Origin of the sequence: Vibrio kagoshimensis (assembly GCF_050337535.1) — a bacterium.
In the GTDB taxonomy this organism is placed as follows: Bacteria; Pseudomonadota; Gammaproteobacteria; order Enterobacterales; family Vibrionaceae; genus Vibrio; species Vibrio gallaecicus.
Genome location: NZ_JAKJSZ010000006.1, coordinates 126,148 through 145,214, shown reverse-complemented (window position 1 = coordinate 145,214; position 19,067 = coordinate 126,148). Strand labels below are relative to the sequence as shown.

At 40.0% G+C, this 19,067-nt stretch carries 19 protein-coding genes; 11 read left to right on the top strand and 8 right to left on the bottom strand.

Going from position 1 to position 19,067, the window contains the following annotated elements; genetic code table 11:
* Positions 1–59 precede the first annotated feature (59 nt).
* Positions 60–476 (bottom strand): CBS domain-containing protein, encoded by a 417-nt coding sequence (locus L4C37_RS06945; protein WP_137372923.1) that lies wholly within the window; start codon positions 474–476, stop codon positions 60–62.
* Positions 477–832: 356 nt separating this feature from the next.
* Here L4C37_RS06945 and L4C37_RS06940 point away from each other — a divergent pair, with 356 nt between their 5' ends.
* Complete coding sequence (locus tag L4C37_RS06940) at positions 833–1,066, top strand: hypothetical protein (protein WP_137372922.1); 234 nt, start codon at positions 833–835, stop codon at positions 1,064–1,066.
* Positions 1,067–1,233: 167 nt separating this feature from the next.
* Here the strand turns inward: L4C37_RS06940 and L4C37_RS06935 are convergent, their stop codons facing one another.
* Both L4C37_RS06935 and L4C37_RS06930 read right to left on the bottom strand, forming a co-directional pair.
* Positions 1,234–3,258: a TonB-dependent receptor domain-containing protein gene (locus tag L4C37_RS06935; RefSeq protein ID WP_429768220.1), complete on the bottom strand. Its 2,025-nt coding sequence runs from the start codon at positions 3,256–3,258 to the stop codon at positions 1,234–1,236.
* Positions 3,259–3,411: 153 nt separating this feature from the next.
* Positions 3,412–4,332: a LysR family transcriptional regulator gene (locus L4C37_RS06930; protein WP_137372920.1), complete on the bottom strand. Its 921-nt coding sequence runs from the start codon at positions 4,330–4,332 to the stop codon at positions 3,412–3,414.
* A 120-nt stretch (positions 4,333–4,452) separates the two neighbouring features.
* Here L4C37_RS06930 and L4C37_RS06925 point away from each other — a divergent pair, with 120 nt between their 5' ends.
* The 4 genes from L4C37_RS06925 (at position 4,453) to L4C37_RS06910 (ending at position 8,155) form a co-directional block, all read left to right on the top strand.
* Positions 4,453–5,370: a siderophore ABC transporter substrate-binding protein gene (locus L4C37_RS06925; RefSeq protein WP_429768219.1), complete on the top strand. Its 918-nt coding sequence runs from the start codon at positions 4,453–4,455 to the stop codon at positions 5,368–5,370.
* A gap of 112 nt (positions 5,371–5,482) precedes the next feature.
* Complete coding sequence (locus tag L4C37_RS06920) at positions 5,483–6,439, top strand: ABC transporter permease (RefSeq protein ID WP_429768218.1); 957 nt, start codon at positions 5,483–5,485, stop codon at positions 6,437–6,439.
* Complete coding sequence (locus tag L4C37_RS06915; protein ID WP_429768217.1) at positions 6,432–7,382, top strand: iron chelate uptake ABC transporter family permease subunit; 951 nt, start codon at positions 6,432–6,434, stop codon at positions 7,380–7,382. Before L4C37_RS06920 ends, L4C37_RS06915 begins: the two co-directional genes overlap by 8 nt.
* A gap of 11 nt (positions 7,383–7,393) precedes the next feature.
* Positions 7,394–8,155, top strand: coding sequence for an iron ABC transporter ATP-binding protein (locus L4C37_RS06910; protein ID WP_273297244.1), 762 nt, complete (start codon positions 7,394–7,396; stop codon positions 8,153–8,155).
* Between the two features lie 251 nt (positions 8,156–8,406).
* Here the strand turns inward: L4C37_RS06910 and L4C37_RS06905 are convergent, their stop codons facing one another.
* Positions 8,407–9,363, bottom strand: coding sequence for a glycosyl transferase family protein (locus L4C37_RS06905; RefSeq protein ID WP_429768216.1), 957 nt, complete (start codon positions 9,361–9,363; stop codon positions 8,407–8,409).
* A gap of 261 nt (positions 9,364–9,624) precedes the next feature.
* Between L4C37_RS06905 and L4C37_RS06900 the strand changes: the two genes are divergently transcribed.
* From L4C37_RS06900 to L4C37_RS06880, 5 genes are all read left to right on the top strand, one after another.
* Positions 9,625–10,743, top strand: a complete 1,119-nt coding sequence (locus L4C37_RS06900; protein ID WP_137372914.1) for a sensor domain-containing diguanylate cyclase — start codon at positions 9,625–9,627, stop codon at positions 10,741–10,743.
* Positions 10,744–10,836: 93 nt separating this feature from the next.
* Positions 10,837–11,253: a hypothetical protein gene (locus tag L4C37_RS06895; RefSeq protein ID WP_429768215.1), complete on the top strand. Its 417-nt coding sequence runs from the start codon at positions 10,837–10,839 to the stop codon at positions 11,251–11,253.
* A gap of 92 nt (positions 11,254–11,345) precedes the next feature.
* The gene (locus tag L4C37_RS06890) at positions 11,346–11,945 is read left to right on the top strand and encodes a thiol:disulfide interchange protein DsbA/DsbL (protein WP_273296209.1); all 600 of its coding nucleotides are present in this window, start codon (positions 11,346–11,348) and stop codon (positions 11,943–11,945) included.
* 243 nt (positions 11,946–12,188) lie between these two features.
* Positions 12,189–12,683 carry a peptidylprolyl isomerase gene (locus tag L4C37_RS06885; RefSeq protein ID WP_137372911.1) on the top strand — a complete coding sequence of 165 codons (495 nt, stop codon included), beginning with the start codon at positions 12,189–12,191 and terminating at the stop codon, positions 12,681–12,683.
* Between the two features lie 177 nt (positions 12,684–12,860).
* The gene (locus tag L4C37_RS06880; protein ID WP_429768214.1) at positions 12,861–13,289 is read left to right on the top strand and encodes a MarR family winged helix-turn-helix transcriptional regulator; all 429 of its coding nucleotides are present in this window, start codon (positions 12,861–12,863) and stop codon (positions 13,287–13,289) included.
* A gap of 88 nt (positions 13,290–13,377) precedes the next feature.
* Here L4C37_RS06880 and L4C37_RS06875 read toward each other — a convergent pair whose 3' ends face one another.
* The 4 genes from L4C37_RS06875 to L4C37_RS06860 all read right to left on the bottom strand — a co-directional run bounded on the left by L4C37_RS06875 (position 13,378) and on the right by L4C37_RS06860 (position 17,055).
* Positions 13,378–14,256, bottom strand: coding sequence for a DMT family transporter (locus L4C37_RS06875; RefSeq protein WP_429768213.1), 879 nt, complete (start codon positions 14,254–14,256; stop codon positions 13,378–13,380).
* A 108-nt stretch (positions 14,257–14,364) separates the two neighbouring features.
* Positions 14,365–15,462: an alkene reductase gene (locus L4C37_RS06870; protein WP_137373286.1), complete on the bottom strand. Its 1,098-nt coding sequence runs from the start codon at positions 15,460–15,462 to the stop codon at positions 14,365–14,367.
* A 15-nt stretch (positions 15,463–15,477) separates the two neighbouring features.
* Positions 15,478–15,855 carry a lactoylglutathione lyase gene (gene gloA / locus L4C37_RS06865; protein WP_429768212.1) on the bottom strand — a complete coding sequence of 126 codons (378 nt, stop codon included), beginning with the start codon at positions 15,853–15,855 and terminating at the stop codon, positions 15,478–15,480.
* A 258-nt stretch (positions 15,856–16,113) separates the two neighbouring features.
* On the bottom strand, positions 16,114–17,055 hold the full coding sequence (locus tag L4C37_RS06860) for a LysR family transcriptional regulator (RefSeq protein WP_429768211.1): 942 nt from the start codon (positions 17,053–17,055) through the stop codon (positions 16,114–16,116).
* 387 nt (positions 17,056–17,442) lie between these two features.
* Here L4C37_RS06860 and L4C37_RS06855 point away from each other — a divergent pair, with 387 nt between their 5' ends.
* A complete protein-coding gene (locus tag L4C37_RS06855) occupies positions 17,443–18,690 on the top strand; it encodes an OmpP1/FadL family transporter (protein ID WP_429768210.1) in 1,248 nt (415 codons plus the stop codon).
* The last annotated feature ends 377 nt before the right edge of the window (positions 18,691–19,067 follow it).

Genomic DNA, 19,067 nt, shown 5'->3' with positions numbered 1-19,067 from the left:
GCTTAATGCGCCTTTATCGTCAGAGAAATATAGTCAAAAACACAACTTGTTACAATGTATTAAACAGGGTGCTTGAAGCAGTCATCTAAGGTTTTTCCTATCGCACGTAATACATCTGTTCGTGTGATGATACCCACCAGCTTTTTGTTATCGATAACAGGGTAAGCCTTAGGTTTACCAACCTTCATCAGATCGGCCAGTTCAATAATAGGTAACTCTGGTGATACAGACAGTACATCAGGATGCATACAATCCCCCACAAGGTGGGTGTCTTGACAAAAATAGCTCACTTTTACCAGCTTATCTAATAAGTCCTGTTCCGACAAAAATCCAATCACTTCTTCATGTTCATTAATAACAGGACCGCCCATATGAGCACTCTTCATCACTTTGTCCAAAGCTAAGCTTAATGGCATCTCAGCTTTAAATGTTACGGCTTGCTGAGTCATATAGTCTTTAACTTTTAATGATTCCATAACTTACTCCCTAAACTTTCTTTGCTTTGAATTTAATTTTTCCTATAAGTTAATTGTTGTCTAAAATCTTGATTTTACTAAATGGATTTCAACAATTTTATTGATAGGTAAAACCTATAAGCTCAGCAGACTATAGGGAGAAAGGCTTCGCTCGTCATTTTCACTTTTATCTTTCAAAAAAATGACGCTTACGAACTATCCAAATTAACGAATTTAAAGGGCAATTTATTATTCGTTTCATGTACTTTTGCCTCTTTATAGGTACCTCTTACATTGCCTTACTTACAAACTCTAGCGAGCTAAAATCATTTTGTTACTCTACAGCCAATTATTACAGACCTTAGTTTTTGCCCCTTATGCCACATCAAAACATCACTTATGCTTTCATTTATGAACGAGAAAATGGCGTTGATAGTATTGTAACCGCTAACATCAATGGAGAAGAAAAGGCATTAATGTCTGACAACATTGCGGATATAGAAAGCATGACGAGCATCGCTATAAATTGCGCGGCTAATGACAATAAAAAGATCAAACTAGCAAAGTACCAGAAAATACAAGAAATCGACTTTGCGGCTTTTATTGGTTAAAACTCGCTACTCCTTGCGTAAATCAAAACCAGTGAAATAAGACAAAAAAGCCCTCACATGCTTCAAAGTAAGTAGCTTTGAAACAGTGTGGGCAATTTTACCTATCAAGTTGTGTAATAGACATTCAGTTGATGGCTATATAGATAGGCGAATACAAGCTACATAACTTAAAAGTCGGCAGTCATACCTACATAGTAAGTGCGAGGCGCTTCTACATAACCTAAGTTTTCTAATTCTTGCGAAACCGCTTCATCAGTAAGGTTGGTAATACCAGCGCGTAGTCTTACAGAATCATTCACGTAATAAACCGTACCGAAGTCCAAAGTAGTATATGCATCTTGATATAAATTATCTTCGATCTTACGCTCACCACGGTAACGAGCACTCAAGAATGTGCTTAGTTCATATGTTGGGTTCCAGTTCACTTTAACTAGACCAGAGTGCTTGTATCTTTCAAGTAGCTCTTCACCTGTTGATTTATCTTCAGTATCTAAATATGTGTAGTTTGCCGATAAATCCCATTGCTCTGTAATGCTTATTTGACCAGCAATCTCCGCACCTTGAATTACAGCTTCATCCACATTCACATATGTACGGCTACCGTTACTGATAAAGTTACCGTTGCTATCAACACAACCAACACCGTTTCCACCCCAAGTCCCGCCCAGCTCACATGTGGTGTCGCCACGATCAATCAAGTTCTCAACTTCGTTACGGAAGATAGCACCTTCTACATTCCAACGTTGCTGGCTATAAACAGCTGCTAGTTCATAGTTCCAGCTTGTTTCAGGGTTTAAGTCTTCATTACCAACAAGATCACACCAACCTTTGCAACTAGACACTGTGTAATCAGCATGGTTTTGAGTCAAAGTTGGAGCTTTAAATGCCTTACCCACACCACCTTTAATGATGAGTTCATCCGTTGTTTGATGGACTAGGTACACTCGCGGGCTGAACTCTTCGCCGTATTTTTCATGCTTATCTAAACGACCACCCAATGTTGCGGTTAATTGCTCAGTCACCAACCACTGATCTTGAATGAACAAGGCTCCTTGGTAAGCTTCTGCTGGTGCACCTTGAATGTTTTCTTCATTCGTCAGTTCGCTTAATTGGTAATCCATACCAAACGTAAGAGTGTGAGACTGACCAAGATCAGCGGTTGCAGACGCTTCAACTATTTGTGTTAACTCTTCAACATCACGAGTAGAGCGACCGACGTCAGCCGCATTTTTATCGACAACATTTTCACGAGAATAACGAACTTGCGTGTCGCCCCATGCCCAAAAACCATTATGAGTTAATGCTTGGCTATTACGCTTAACATGAGAATTAGTAACATTCACGCCTGTTGCATGCTCTGCCACGCTGTCACGTTGGTCGTCACTGTACCCTAAGTCCAAATCGATAGTTTGGTCGTCAGTTACGTTCCAAGATAAAGTACCAAACAGGCTGAGAGTGTCTCTACCTTCTAACGCCGTTACTTCTTCACGATCATAACCATTGCTGTGCTGACCAGAATACGGTTGCCAAGCATCACGTGTGGTTTGGTTAACAGAGAAACGAGCAAATAGTTCATCTTCAATTAATGCGCCAGAAGACGTTAAGCCTACTGAATACTCCTGACCACCATCGCCATCGCCCGGTGTGGCGTTATCCATGCTGAGTGTCGAATTCCAATCATTAGATGGCGCTTTAGTTATGATATTAATTGTGCCACCCATGCCGTCTGAGCCATATAGCGCAGACATTGGACCTCGAATGATTTCAACGCGCTCAATAGACTCTGAAGGAATAGTCGAAAGATCAAAATCATTGCCTCGAATAATCGCACTTGCCGAGCTCAAACGTCGACCATTCACCATAATTAAGGTGTAGTCTGAATCCATACCACGGATAGATATCATCTGGCGACCAGCACGAGTACTATCGAAGTCAGATTCAACGCTTGTGGCTTCACCCACAATATCCGCCAAAGTGATGCCTGGGCTATTTTCAATATCTTCTGAAGTAATCACCGACATAGATGCAGGTGCTTGCTTAAGCGCCATTTCTGTACGCGTAGCTGTCACGACCATCTGTTCATCAGTTACTACTTCGTTTTGTTCAGCTAAAGCGTTCAATGACAGAGTTGAGCAAATAACAGCTACGGCTAAAGATAGTGGGCAGCGGTTAAACTGTGAATTCGTTGACATAATTTCAATCTTAATGAGGTTGGTAATGATAATGGTTTGCATTAGATATTTAACCAATGACCATATCAATAAAAGCTTCATATCGATTTGTAATTATCATTATTCAATTATTAAATAATTGAACCGATGAATATTCAAAGTTCATTATTCACGTTATGAATAAGTCTCTTTAAACAACGAACGGATCCACTGACACATAGGATCATTATGGAATCGCTTATGCCAGTAAAGGTATACATCTTCGGATGGATGACGCAGAGCTTCAGGAACTCGCTTACATACAAGGTTTCTATGTTCCGCGGCTTGTTCAGCAAATGGTGTGGGGAGATGGAAGATTACATTTGTTGTCTCTGCAATCGCAGGAGCAACGTTAAAATTAGAAAGCTGAATGGGCACAGACAAGGTTTGATTCTTATCGATGAGTCCAAGCTTTTTAAAGCGACCTTCTATTGAGAGTTTTTTATCACCCTGCAAGGATATTTGACCAAACGGGCTAACTAATAAGTCATTCACCGTGATTTCTTTATCTGCTAAAGGGTGATCTTTGCTCATTAATAAACGGTAATCACGGCTGACAACAAACATTCGATATAAGTTCTGCTCTGAACTCAACGGCTCATGAGTTGAAAGCACAAAGTGAGCCTCACCAGATAACAATGCTTCAAAGGGTCTTTTGGGAATGGAATCTATATCAACGATCATGCCTGGCGCATCCTGCCTTATCTTTGCCACTATCTGAGGCATGAGATGCGTAATTTGAGGTACTAAACCAAAAAATCGTACTGTGCTCTGGCTTTCCAAAGGATCGAAATTATCCCCATGAACGAGCTTTTCAAGACTCGCTAATACAGAATTTAAATCTTGCTTTATCGACTCTGCTTTAGGAGTCAGCTCATAGCCATAAGCTGTTCTGACCAAGAGATCATCTTTAAACACACCTCGTAATTTTTGCAATGTTCGACTAACGGTTGGCTGGCTTATATCAAGAGCTAGCGCTGTATTGGATACGTGTTTTTCTTCGAGAAGGTGCTTAAGAATAACTAAAAGGTTCAAGTCAACCTGAGATAGATTCATTTTAAGAATACTCACTATTACAGAAATGCGATTGACGCATAGTGAACCTATGATAACGTAAACGCAATTAATAACTATTCTTATTTGATCTATATCAATTTCATCTGCCTAGGTTCTCGAATGTTAACTAAAATCTTTAACAAATTGGCGTTTACGGCGTCTTTAATCGCTCTTTCTTCTGCCTCTGTCTTTGCAAAAACATACGAGCACAGTATGGGAACGATTGAAATCAATGAAGTGCCACAACGAGTGGTAGTGTTAGGGTTTGGTAGCTTAGATTTTGTTGACGCACTAGGTATTGAACCTCTTGGTATGCCGAAAAACTTACTTCCAGAAGCACTTAGTAAATACAAGTCTGATAAATACATTAATACGGGTAGCTTGCAAGAAGCTAATTATGAGACTCTTTTTACGCTTAAACCTGATCTAATTATTGCTGAAGGTCGAATGGCAAGTATCTACTCAGATCTAGCTGACATTGCCCCTACTTATATGTTCCAAATCGATTCAAAGAATTACTGGGGTACCACTCAGAAGCACTGGAGCACACTAGGTGAAATTTTCAATAAAGAAGAAAAAACAGACGCGTTAATTACAGAAATTCAAGCTAAGGTTGATACACTAACCAAGCTCACAAAGCAGGCAAAACCTAAAGCTTTAACTGTAATGAGCAACGGCAGTAACATTACTATGTTTGGACCAATTAGCAGATTCTCATTTATTTATAATGAAGCTGGTATGCAAACGTCTACATCAGATAATGTTTCAAGCGAAACTCGCACACACGGTAACTTAATCTCATTCGAATACATCGCCGATGCAAAACCAGATGTACTGCTAATTTTAGACCGAGATCAAGCTATCGGAAAAGCCAGTGGTCAAGCAAAGCAACTGTTTGATAATTCATTAGTATCCTCAACGCCTGCAGCAAAAAATAAGCACATCACTTACCTTGACCCTTCCGCTTGGTATTTGGCTGCGGGTGGCTACCAATCGATTAAAGTGATGATTGATGATTTACACGATTCTATTCGCTAGGTCACCAATTACCAAAATTACCATACGCTTGGCGATTGATTAATATCAATCGCCAAGTTTTTCGTTATAAACCGTACGAAAAACACTAAATATAAGTACCGTATCCAACAAAATGAAATCATCACACTTATTAGCATTTTTAATTTTACTCGCCCTTGCTAGCGGCTCTCTATTAGTTGGCGCTGCCAATGTTTCTTTATCAGGAATATTGTCCGGCGATAGCCATGCAATCAATATTCTGTTTACTAGCCGACTGCCTCGTTTATTGGCCATTATTCTTGCAGGTGCTGGATTAAGTATTGCTGGTCTTATCATGCAGCAAATTGTTCAGAACCGATTTGCAGCTCCTTCTACCACAGGTACCATTGATTGGGCCATGCTGGGTTACATCGTAGCCTTAATCACTTTCTCAGGAATGAGTGCTTGGGTCCACTTGCTTACGATTTTTGCTTTTTCTGTTTTCGGCACAGTTGTGTTCGTGCGTTTTTTACAGCGCTTAAAATTCAAAAGTACTGTTATGGTTCCACTCATCGGCATCATGTATGGCAACGTTATTTCATCGATGACGACTTTCATCGCTTATAAATACGATCTTGTTCAGACATTAGGGTCATGGACTGTTGCAAACTTTGCTTCGGTATTACGTGGCAACTATGAATTTCTTTATATTGCACTTCCGGTTTCGCTACTGGCATATGCGTACGCAAACCGCTTTAGCGCGGCAAGTGTAGGAGAAAGCTTTGCAAAAAACATTGGCTTAAACTACCAACGTATTGTGTTGATTGGCGTCATCCTTGTTGCGGTATTGTCTTCATCCGTCGTGATGATCGTTGGAATGATCCCTTTCTTAGGGTTAATTGTTCCCAACATTGTTTCTTTGTTCATCGGCGACAACATGCGCCGTAATCTTCCATGGACAGCTTACGTTGGCGTGGTGATGGTCTTAGCTTGCGACATTTTAGGACGGATCATTATATTCCCTTACGAAATGCCCATTTCAATGATCATCAGTATTCTAGGTGGTGCCGTGTTCATTTACTTAATCATGAGAGATAAGTCGAATGCGTGATTCAAATAAACTTATTCTTCTCATAGTGATGGCTTTTGCTATTTGTGCATTATTTTTGGGTAAAGGGCTCACGCCAGAGAATTACCAATTCTTTTTATCACGAAGAATTCCCAAAGTACTGGCTATCATACTCTCAGCAATGGCTATTGCATCGTCGTCTTTAATTTTTCAGACGATAACAGCAAACCGTATCCTTACGCCTTCTATTTTAGGTTTTGACTATCTCTACGTCATGATTCAAGTGATACTTGTAGCGGCTTTTGGTGGCTTCAGTACCATCATCATTGATACGAAAATGAACTTTCTATTTGCAACATGCATCATGATTGTATGTGCCATGACATTATTTCATTTTTACTTTAAGGGTAGGCAAAGGAACATTTTTACTTTGCTATTGATTGGCGTGGTATTAAGCGGCTTATTCAGCAGTGTGACGAGCTTTTTCACTATGGTCATCGACCCTGATGAATTCACTTACATACAAGGTTCTATGTTTGCGAGCTTCAATAACATCAACGCTGAACTTGTTTACTGGTGTACGATTCCTTTGCTCGCTTGCTACGCATATTTGTTCAAAATAGCGAACAAGCTGGACGTAATGTGGTTAGGCGTTGATAACGCAAAAAGCTTGGGGGTTGATACCCACAAGCTAACCATGCAAGTAATGTTCATCATCACTGTGATGGTATCAATTTCCACAGCTTTAACTGGTCCCGTGCTGTTTTTCGGTCTTATCGTCGTTGCACTCACCCGCCAGTTATTCAGCCGATTCCAACATCGATTCTTGCTTTTTGCGACGGCGATAATTTCTATTGTGCTACTTGCTGGCGGACAGTGGGTAGTCGAGAACCTCTTTGATTTTGATACAACTATCAGCGTAATTATCAACTTCCTTGGTGGCGGTTATTTCCTATTTCTCCTAATGAAATACAAATTTGATTAAGGTCTACCCTCGTGATTGAAATTAGCGGACTAAGCAAAAAATATAATAATAAATACGTCGTAAAAAACGCCGATGCATTGTTTCCCCAAGGAAAAGTGACCAGTATCATTGGGCCTAACGGTGCAGGCAAAAGCACCTTACTTTCTATGGCAAGCCAGTTAACTGAGAGCGATGCCGGACAAGTCATCATCGGTAATAAACCATTAGAACAATGGAGCAGTGCAGACCTTGCAAAACGTTTATCGGTGTTGAGACAATCTAACAACATCAACATGCGGTTTACGGTTCGAGAACTAGTTGCCTTTGGTCGTTTTCCTTATTCTCAAGGTCGACTCACTGATGAAGATAACAGCATTATTGATCGCGCTCTTTTCCATCTCGACATATCGGAGTTGCAAGACAGCTATATTGATCAACTTTCTGGTGGTCAAAGACAAATGGCGTTCATTGCGATGGTTGTCGCGCAAGATACCGACTACATATTCTTAGATGAACCACTGAATAACCTAGATATTAAGCATTCTGTCGATATCATGGCAACATTGAAAAAACTGGCTGATAAACACAACAAAGCGGTGGTGATTGTAATTCATGACATTAACTTTGCTTCTAGTTATTCGGATAATATTGTGGCAATGAAATTTGGTGAAGTAATAAAAAGCGGTACTGTTTTAGAGGTAATTCAAGAAGATGTACTCAGTGAAATCTATGAAATCCCTTTCAAAGTACAAGAAATAGATGGCAATCGCATATCACTTTATTACCGTAGATAGCTAATTTCTTATCGTAGGTAACCTATTGATTATCTAATACAATCACCTTCTCGGGGTGCAATCTTCATGAGTAACAAAGCCTAGCCAAATATATAGCTTTAAGTTTTTCGCTCTCGAATACAAAAGGTCAGCAATTATGCTGACCTTTTTAATGCATGCTCAAAGTACAGACAGGAGTTCAGTATTTTTGCACTATCAAGCTATCAAGCTATCAAGCTATCAAGCTATCAAGCTATCAAGCTATCAAGCTATCAAGCTGCGCAGTATTGCTTCCAATATTGTAAAGCCAAAGCATAGGCTTCTTCTTTATTGTGCTTTTCTGCAAATAGAATCGCTGTCATGGTATCCACTACACTATTAACCATGAGTTCATGTTCTTCTTCAGGTGTCCCTAGAACGCATTCTTTAGGCGTAGGTAACTCAACATTCATTGACCCTTCCCAATAAAATGACTCTACTTTCTCAGGAGTACTCATCCATACTGTTTGGCTCACTTTCGGGTTGTATTCAGACTCACCTGATTGACCTTTAAATGAAATAACCGAGTGTGACTTATTGCCTATTACATGTTCCACTTCAGCGTGTAATTGTGGAAATCCTGGATGGAAACTGCCCCTTAAACCTAAACGGCCGCCACCGGGGTTTAACGCTCGAACTACGGTATTAATAGGAGTACGAAGACCATAACGATTTTTCCAGCTGATCATGGTTTTTGCTTCAGGAGCAAAGTTAGCCAATGGCAAGTAAGCAATACCATCCGCATCCATTATTGCTTTCGCATCTTCTGGGCTTTCGGCACTTCGCACGTTGAGTGTTTCGAGGTAAGTTTCAACATGCTCTCGCCCGCTTGGCTTATCCATATAACCATGCATTAAAATTTTATAACCTTGTTCCGACAAAATTTTTGCCGCTAAGAGATTCCAAGGTTTACCGCTACTTTTGTCATTTCGCTTACCTGCGTAGCATGGCCAATCAATATCGGCACCAAGATCTGGGACTCGAGATTGGAATGCTTTAACGAAGCCGGCAATCTCTTCATTCGTTTCATTTTGCACTCGAATCAGCATTAAAAGCATTGCCATTTGGTCATCACCAACTTGCCCACTTAAATACTCATCCATGATTCTATAAGCTTGGTCGAACGACAAAGGCTTACGCCCTCTTTCACCACGTCCAACAGTTCGAATACACTCTAAAATACTGCTCATTAACTCTCACTACTCTTCAAATTAATCTTAACGGGTAGACCATTGGTCGACTGATTCAGCTAAGTGAAATACGTTCAGCACTTAACTCTATCGCTTTATCAATCGAGAATATGCGTCAATCCTAAAACATGCACACTGACCATCCAAGTCCGATGAACATCAAAAATTCTGACACAAACTATAGGAGTATTGATTCTATGACACGTGGGTCTTGATTCAAAGCAATAGTCTTAATCCGCTTTAATGCCTCTAAAATAAAGAATGACATTCCATACAGCACTGCTTTCTTCCCGTAACGAAAACGGTCCTAAAAGTGGGACTTCATTATCAATATATGGGCTATATCCGGTTAAAATTGATGAAATACGCTATATCTTTATTAACAGTTGGATTTATCAGGACCCCGAAAACTTGGATTCAGTATTTTACCGAGCAGTCAGCAACAACCCTGAAGTCATCTCAAAGGTGTTTGATGTACTTCCAGAACCAACATTCTTAATTAATGAGGATGGCTTCTACGTGGAAGCTTGGGGTGGAACAGATCATACGCGTCACCATAGTCCAAACTTAGTGGTAGGAATGCACATTCGTGAAATTCTACCTATGGAAAAAGCATGTTGGTTTGAAGATATTGTCCGGCAAGTAATCCGAACTCAACAAGCGTATGAGTTAGAGTATGAATTAGACTCAAGGCAATTACCGTGCTTTAAAGGTATGGATGGACCTTCCGGATTGCAATACTTCAGCGCTTTTGTTGTTCCGTTAGCTCAACACCATGTACTTTGGACCGTGCGAAACATCACTGAATACAAAGTCATTCAAGTTCAACTGGCTGAGCAGCAACAAGCCCTTGAAAAGCAAACTTATACAGACCATTTAACTCAAATATATAATCGTTTTGCTTTAGAAAAACTTCTTCCAACGGCTTTGAATACTACGATAATAAATAAAACAAGTGCCGCTTTATTTATGATCGATATTGATTGTTTTAAGAACCTTAACGACCGCTACGGACATTTACAAGGTGATCAAGCATTAATAAAAATAGCTCATTCAATTAAGAGTTGGTGTGCAAGTAAAGGTGGTGACTGTTTCCGTTTTGGGGGGGATGAATTTTTAGTTTTCATGCCTAAAGTCAGTAAGGATGAAGCGCAACAATACGCTCAAAAATTGCTTATGATTATTCAATCGCTGAAAATTCCTAATATCGACTCGACAGTTAGTAACGTACTTTCGATTACCATTGGACTTATGCATCGCAAAACAATAAACGATGAAGTCAATATTGAACAATTCATAGCGATAGCAGATAGAGCTCTATTTTATGCGAAAAATATGGAACGCGGGACCATACACATGTTTAACGAAAGTAGAGAATAATATTGAATCACATCGAACAATTGGCGGGTTACCCTTGGTCATGTATGATGCTTAACAACGAAAGTTATTGTTTAAACTAGATTGCGATCATTCATGCCAAAATTGCTTAATAAAATTTGGATACATGCTTTTATGTTGTTTGCTATGTTAGTAGCAAATAACTCAGTTAGTGCCATAAAACGCGCTGACACCGGGCTTGTATCTGAAATTCCGGCAACAGAAAGCACAAGCCTACATAACAGCCCTAGTTTTGCGAATACCATTCAGCCAGTGACTTCTCACCTAACTACCGAAGTCACTCACTTAGATTGCCCGAATAACCATCAAGAGACTGAAGTTAAACACACTGAACACAGTGGTTGTAGCTCTGTCTGCCTGTTAAAAATGCCACCTTTCAAGGCTTCAAGCTCTATTGATTATCAGCATCAATCTTTAGCGCTTATAGAACGCGAACCTAAACTAAAACCGGTTTTACATAGCCAAACTTTACTACGCCCTCCTATTTCCTAGCTTTCATCTCAGCTTATACAACAACATAAATTCATTACGCTACTACTTATGGCGTGATGGCTGACGATTTAATTATTGGAAATAACATCATTATGAAAAAATTACTTACTCTATTTAGCGCATTAATTCTTAGCTTATCAGCACAAGCGGCACAATTTGAAGAAGGGACGCATTACACAACTTTAGATGTGAAAAAAGCAAAAACATCTACAGTGACGGAGTTTTTCTCTTTCTATTGCCCGCATTGCTACAAGTTTGAAGGTGTGGTTGAGAACTTGAAAAAAAGCTTACCAAAGGATGCTAGTTTTGAGAAAGTGCACGTAGCCTTTATGGGCAGCAACATGGCAGTGCCTATGGCTAAGTCATACGCAACTATGATCGCTCTTGACGCTGAAGAGAGCATGATTCCTGAAATGTTCAAACAAATACACGACCTAAGACAAGCGCCAAAAGATGAAGAGGCTCTACGTCAAATCTTCTTAGATACTGGGATTGATGCTAAAAAGTTTGATGCTGCATATAACAGCTTTGCTGTTAACTCGATGCAAAAACGTTTCGATAAGCAGTTTGAGGCAAGTACTTTAACAGGTGTTCCTGGCGTATTAGTGAATGATAAATACATTGTGAAACCTGGTAGCATCAAGAGCTACGAAGAATACAACCAATTAGTTAACTACTTACTGGATCTATAATAGTCATTTTCTGGCTAGCTTTGTGCTGATATTTGCGGGTACTTCCAAGCGAATATTAATTTGAACAATCATCCAGTTTATTAATCCAAAGGCTTAGTTCATGACTAAGCCTTTTTGTTTCTAGTATGGCTTTCGTATTCTGTTGACCTTCTACTCTTCTACTCTTCTACTCTTCTACTCTTCTACTCTTCTTTATGGAATTTCCTTATACTGCCTTCAACTATTTTTAAAACAGTAAATACTATGATTATTTTTACGACAAACTTTGGTGACATTGAGATTGAGTTGGATTTAGAGAAAGCTCCGGTTAGCTCTAAGAACTTTTTAAAGTATTGCCAAGATGGATTTTATGAAGGCACCACATTCCACAGAGTCATCGAAGGTTTCATGATCCAAGGTGGTGGGCATACCATCGATATGACAGAAAAACCAACAAGAGCTCCGATTGTTAATGAAGCAAATCGTGGTTTAAAAAATGTCATTGGTTCCGTCGCTATGGCGCGTACAGATGCTCCTCATTCCGCTACCGCTCAATTTTTCATTAACTTAGATAACAATGAGTTTTTAGATCATACCTCTACTACAAATTCTGGTTGGGGATATGCCGTGTTTGGAAAAGTGTCGGCTGGTATGGATGTGGTCAGAAAAATAGAGTCAGCCCCTACAACAATTCGTTGGGGCCATGAAGATGTTCCATGCGAAGATATTGTCATATCTAAAGTTACGGTCAGTGAATAGGCGCGAGTAATAAGCCACAACGAAAACTGCATATTGATGATATTGGATGTTTTTTAATAAAATGGTATGCAGTTAACTTTTTTCATCAGAACAAAAAGCATTTCTAGTGCTTATTGCATCAGCATTAGTTACGATGACAATAGTTGTATTATCACAGTAAGAACTGGATGTAAGTAAATGCAGGAAGAGTTTAATAGACAAAGTAGCTTTGGCTGGATGATCAATGTCGTTGCTAACAAAGCGAGTAAAGACTTTGATGCTGAGTTGAAAAAGCATGGGTTAACCATTGCTTTGTGGCCAACATTGATGTGTCTGTGGGAAGAAGAAGGCATCACCCAACGTGACATCGCCGCTAAATCGAAGGTTGAAAATTCAACAACCACACGAACATTAGACAAGTTGGAAAAACTCGCACTTGTTGAACGCAGAGATGACCCAAATAGCCGTCGATCATTTAGAATATTTTTGACTGAAAAAGGTAAAGCGCTGGAAACAGAGTTGATCCCTATCCCTCTAAGATTAAACAAAGACTTACTTAGCACTCTCGACTCAGATGAGCAGAAGCAAATGATCGCTTTACTACAGAAAATGGTTGCTGATATCTAGCGAAAGGTTTTCGCTATCTAACAAATAAGCTCCCTGCAATTCAGTCAAGATTCAGTAAGTACAAAACCAAATCACCAAAGCCCTCGCTCTAGTCGAGGGCTTTATTTTTTCTCGACCATTTGATGTAGCAACACAGTGACGCAATGATTACCGCCCCACCTATTAATTTTTGCAGTTCTACACTCTCTCCAAGTACACAGACACTTAATAACAACGTCCATACCGGTTCTAAAATCATGATAAGAGCAGCCACTTCCATATTCACTGAATGTTGTCCCACAGTCTGCAGTAAATAGCGGATAGTTGTGGCAACGACAGCAGAGACTACGAACCAAAACACAAGAGTTTGAGTTATTTCAAACTCAGGTTGAACAGTCGAAGACGCAAACACGAGCCCACTGATGCCGACCACAAAAAGTTGAATACAAATTGATGCAATAGGCTTGATATTGGTGATGACTCGTTTGTTCATTACAAAGTGAAGTGATAGCAGCATTGATGCCAGCAGAAAATAGATCTGGCTCGGCTCTAGATGCCAACCATTAGTTAAGGTAAGCAGCAACATACCAATAATCGCGATAGGAAATGACAGCCAAAACGCACGATTAGGTTTAACTCGAAAGATCACCCAAGAAACAAATGGGGCAATAATCATTGCTAAGCTCATAATAAACGCCCCTTCAGATAACGTTTCGGTTACTGAAACTGCATACACCCACACCTGTAATGAGACAGAAAGCAGCAAGCCAACACCGCATAGCGACATGATTTGTTTAATTGTCAGTTGGCGAATATGGCGAAAACAAAAGGGGAAAAGCAATAAACTTGCGATCGTAAATCGGACACCAATAAACACGGGACCTGGCATTTCTAAGACCACCAGCTTAGAAGCAATCCATCCAACCCCAGCTAATAAAGTTGCACATAAGAGATAAAGTTCTCCACGCATTGCTTTTACGTTCATCATTTACATATGGTCCAATAACAAAAAAGCAACCCGACTCTGCGGGTTGCTTTTATAAACATTTCACAGGATCAAGATACTATCTTAATACTCTGCTTTCAGGCAGTATTTTTAGCCTGCATATACTGGGTAGTCAGTCAGACCTTTTTCAGCACCGCCAAACAATGTGTTTGGATCATGTGCTGCTAGTGGGTAACCATTTTGAATACGCGCGGGTAAATCAGGGTTCGCGACAAACGGGCGACCAAAACCAACCATATCAGTCACTCCTTCAGCAACTGCTCTCTCACCGCGTTCGCTGTCATATTTACCTGCGTAAATCAGAACACCATCGTAAGCGTTACGCACCGCTTCTTTAAATGTTTTAGGTGTTTCTGGAGCATCATCCCAATCGACTTCTGCAATATGCAAATAAACGATTTTGTATAAGTTGAGTAGCGTCGCTGCGGCTGTGTAAGTCTCAACAGGTGTCGCATCAACAGTGCCATTTAGTGACGTAAACGGCGCAAGGCGAACACCTACTTTATCAGCACCGATAGCACTAACCATAGCTTCAACAACTTCACCTAAGAAACGTAAGCGATTTTCAACTGAACCGCCGTATTCATCTGTTCTACTGTTTGCTTCAGAATCAATAAACTGGTTAATCAAGTAACCATTCGCCGCATGTAATTCAATGCCATCAAAACCCGCTTCAACCGCATTTAAAGCCGCTTGACGGTATTGTTCGACAACATCTTTGATGTCTGACTTCGTCATTTCACGAGGTTCAACAACATCAACAAATCCAGGAGCATCAGTACCATTATCGATAAATACTTTTACATTTTCAGCTTTCATTGCTGATGATGAAATTGGCTGTTCACCACCGATGTTGTCTGGGTGTGTAACACGACCAACATGCCAAAGCTGCGCGAATATAACGCCATCTTTTTCATGCACAGCATCCGTTACTTTTTTCCAACCCGCGATTTGTTCATCTGAATAAATGCCAGGAGTCCAAGCATAACCCTGTCCCATAGCTGAGATCTGTGTACCTTCCGCAATAATTAAACCTGCAGTTGCACGTTGAGCATAATATTCAGCCATCATTTCATTTGCTGCGTTGCCAGGCTGAGTAGCACGAGAACGAGTCATGGGTGGCATTACAATACGATTCTTTAGAGTGATATTACCAAGTTGAATCGGTTGGAATAGTGCGTTTGTCATCATGTTATCCTCTAATTAACCTAATTGAATCAGTTCGATTTGGTAGCCATCTGGGTCAGTAATAAAAGCAATATGAGTGGTTCCACCTTTTACAGGTCCCGCTTCACGAGTCACACTCCCACCCAATGATTTAATCTTGTCACACGCTTCATAAATATCTTCTACACCTAGTGCCAAATGACCAAATTGGTTGCCCATGTTGTACTCATTGGTATCCCAGTTAAATGTCAGCTCGATAGTTGTTCCACCGTGCTCGTAACCCACAAAAACCAGTGTATAACGATATTCAGTGTTCTCGTGACGCTCAAGCTCCTTCATACCCAGAACCTTCGTATAAAACTCAATAGATTTATTTAAGTTCGTCACTCGAAGCATTGTGTGCAAGAATTTCATTTATTCACCTTTGTATACTTCAAACTAATGAAGCGATTTGTCTGTTCTGAAGTCTTAATCTTCTCTGTTGTTGGGTATATTAGGGGAAAGGTACAATTTATTGAAATTATCAAAAATTTTCATAGTGATAATTTTTTGTTATCAATATAATTGTTGGGAAGGGAGAGGCGGGTAATATGAAAGCTTAAGTAGAAAAAGGAGACCGAAGCCTCCTAATTAATTTATATCATTGAATATTAATGAAAATTTATACTTTTGCTATTTTTTAAAAGCAGGACACTTATGATGTAACAGCTGTGACATTTCATCGGAAGTGTTGATAATTTCTTGTCTGAACCACTTATGAGCAGGATCGTTATTTTGTTTTTTCAGCCAAATCAGATAATGAGAGATAGGCAAATACTCAAAAGGAGGCTGGAATAACTGTAAATCTAAACGCTCTTGAAATTGAATTGCCATTGAAAGTGGCACAACCGTGATGTAGTCCGACTGACTGCACAGTAATAAGTTACTAAATAGCGAACTGCCGTGAAAAACAATCTTACGCTGTGATAAATCCAGTGAAGTATAGTGACTTAAGCTTCTAACCTGACGCCGAGTTCGATCCAAAACAGCATGTTTTTCTGTCATGTATTGCGCTTCAGTTATCTCACCCTTAATTCTTGGGTGTCCAGTGCGACAAGCAATCACAAACTCACCATCATAAAGCTTCTCACTGACGGTACTTGGATGCTCAGGCAATACAATATCAATCATTGCATCAAACTTTTGCGTTAAAAGATCTTCATGAACTTGATCATCAGTGTCAGGTTGATCATAAACTTCCAACGAGATCCCTTGGTTAGGCAACTGAGCAAAGCGGTTAAGCAATAACCACTGCAAATGTTCAGGGGCTGAGACGACAAATTTACGCTCAGATGTCACCTCATCAAATGATGCCATTCCCTGAAATACGCCATTAAGCTCTTGTATTGGTGCTTTCACCTGCTCATACAAACTCTGTGAAAAAGCGGTTGGTACCACTCCTCGCCCGCTGCGTACAAACAATTCCTGACCAACATCATTCTTTAATCGTCCCAAAGCGGTACTGATTGTCGACTGGTTGGTATTCAAGTGCTCGGCCGCCTTACTTAAACTCCCCTGCTCCATCACAGCAGAAAATACAGCCAATAAGTTAAAGTTCGGAATGTCGTTACTCATTCATTTTTCCTATCAATCGTTAAAACGATAATTAACTTATCTTTTACTTGTTTTTCGTAATAGGTTCAATGTTTACCATTTACTTGCTTTCTATATGTGAACTGAAACTTAACTCTTCAAACTCAATTGCTATGAGTAGTACCACTAGACCTAATAATAAGAGCGATAGATTTCAGTGTTTACTACTGACGTATTGCGGTCTAACTATATAATCACTTAATTTCATAGATTTTCTAAACAACACATTTATATAACCGACTTTTGACATCCACCTAGATTGAATCATCGTGAAAGCGATAATTAAATAATTATTTTGCTTATGTTTCTCACTTTAAAGTCCATCTAGTATCCGCCTGTTTATGGTAGTCATCACAATAGGTTGGTTAAATGAAAAAACACTTTTTAGCTTTGGCAATTACTACGGTAGTAAGCCAAGCATATGCTGCGGGTCCACTTCTTCCTGAATTAGGCTCTTTAAATGTCAGTACAGCAGGAGCAGGAAGCGCAGCATTAGCAGAAAGTGCTTTAACAGCGTGGACAAACCCAGCAGGTATGTCGCAGTTAGAAGAAATGAATGTAACGATGAATGCTGCGCTACTTGATACCACATTTGATTATACAGACGCGGGCTCAACGGGTGCGTTCGCTAATGGTCAAAATGCAGATGGTGGGACGCTAACCCCTGCGGCCAGTTTCTATTTCGCAACCCCGATTAATGACAAGTTTCACGGCGGAATTGCGCTTGCATCCCAAGGAGGATCAGGGGTTGATTATGGGAAAAACTTTCACGGGCAAAGCTTATTAGAAAATGCCGAGTTTGTTACCGTACAAATTACACCAGCCATATCTTATAAAGTAAATGAAGAATTAGCGGTTGGTATGTCAGCTAACTTTGAATACTTTACGGCAAATGGCGAGCTTGATGTACTCCCCGGCTCACTGCCTACTATTGGAACGGGTGTGCTTGAAGCAGAAGCGAACGATTTTAACGTTGGCTATTCATTAAGTGCGTTTTATAAACCAAACAATAACCATAGATTTGGCTTAATTTACCGTTCTGAAATCGCACATTATGGTGAAGGAGACGTGAAGACCAGCCATACCGGGTTTTTAGACACAGCTCCTTCTGCAGATGTTGGTTTGGACTTCATTATGCCAGCACACCTACAAGCAAGTGGTGTACACACAGTTATTCCAAAATGGGATTTACTGTGGAGTGTCACTTGGTACGATTTATCAACCTGGACTGACTTAACGCTGGATATCAATGATAGCCCTATCCCTGTTGTGACTCGAAACTTTGATGATGTTTGGAACTTCGCAATAGGCACTCACTACCAATTAAGCCGAAAAGTACGTTTAGAAACAGGAATAAGTTACGAAACATCTCCTCAAGACAATCCAAATAATATTTACATGGATGTGCCTTTAGGTGAAATTTGGCGATTTGGTCTAGGTGCAACGTATAAAATCAACCGTAATTGGGAGATGCGCGGCTATTACGACTACATCGACTTAAGCGAACCTGAGATCGATTATACGCTCGATGTACTTCCTAATCTTGGTAACATGAAAGGCTCCTATGAAAGCCATGCTCATTATGTAGGTCTCCAAGTTAACTATCGCTTCAAGTAACGATTAACTCAGGTATAAATCTACTCAGTACTTATCGGAATATTAAGCTTAGCGTTGGCTAAGCTTTTTCTATTTATGTCGCGTATATACACTCTAAAAGAGTCTCACCCTTCTCTTTAGAGCTTTATCCGTAAATCATGACTACACCGTTTCGATTTGTATTGAATTTTAGCCTAATGAACGGGATAAACAAGAGCTTATTGTCTCACTTTTCGTGACACTGTTTCGCGCATCACTTTCTGCCATGTAGTAAAGCTCGTTTTATATTTATATCGTACGCACCAAACATTACACCTTTTCCCACCATACAGCTTTCCAGATAAATCCATTCATCTTCAAGCATCATAAGCTCTAGCCCTTACTATACATAGCATGGT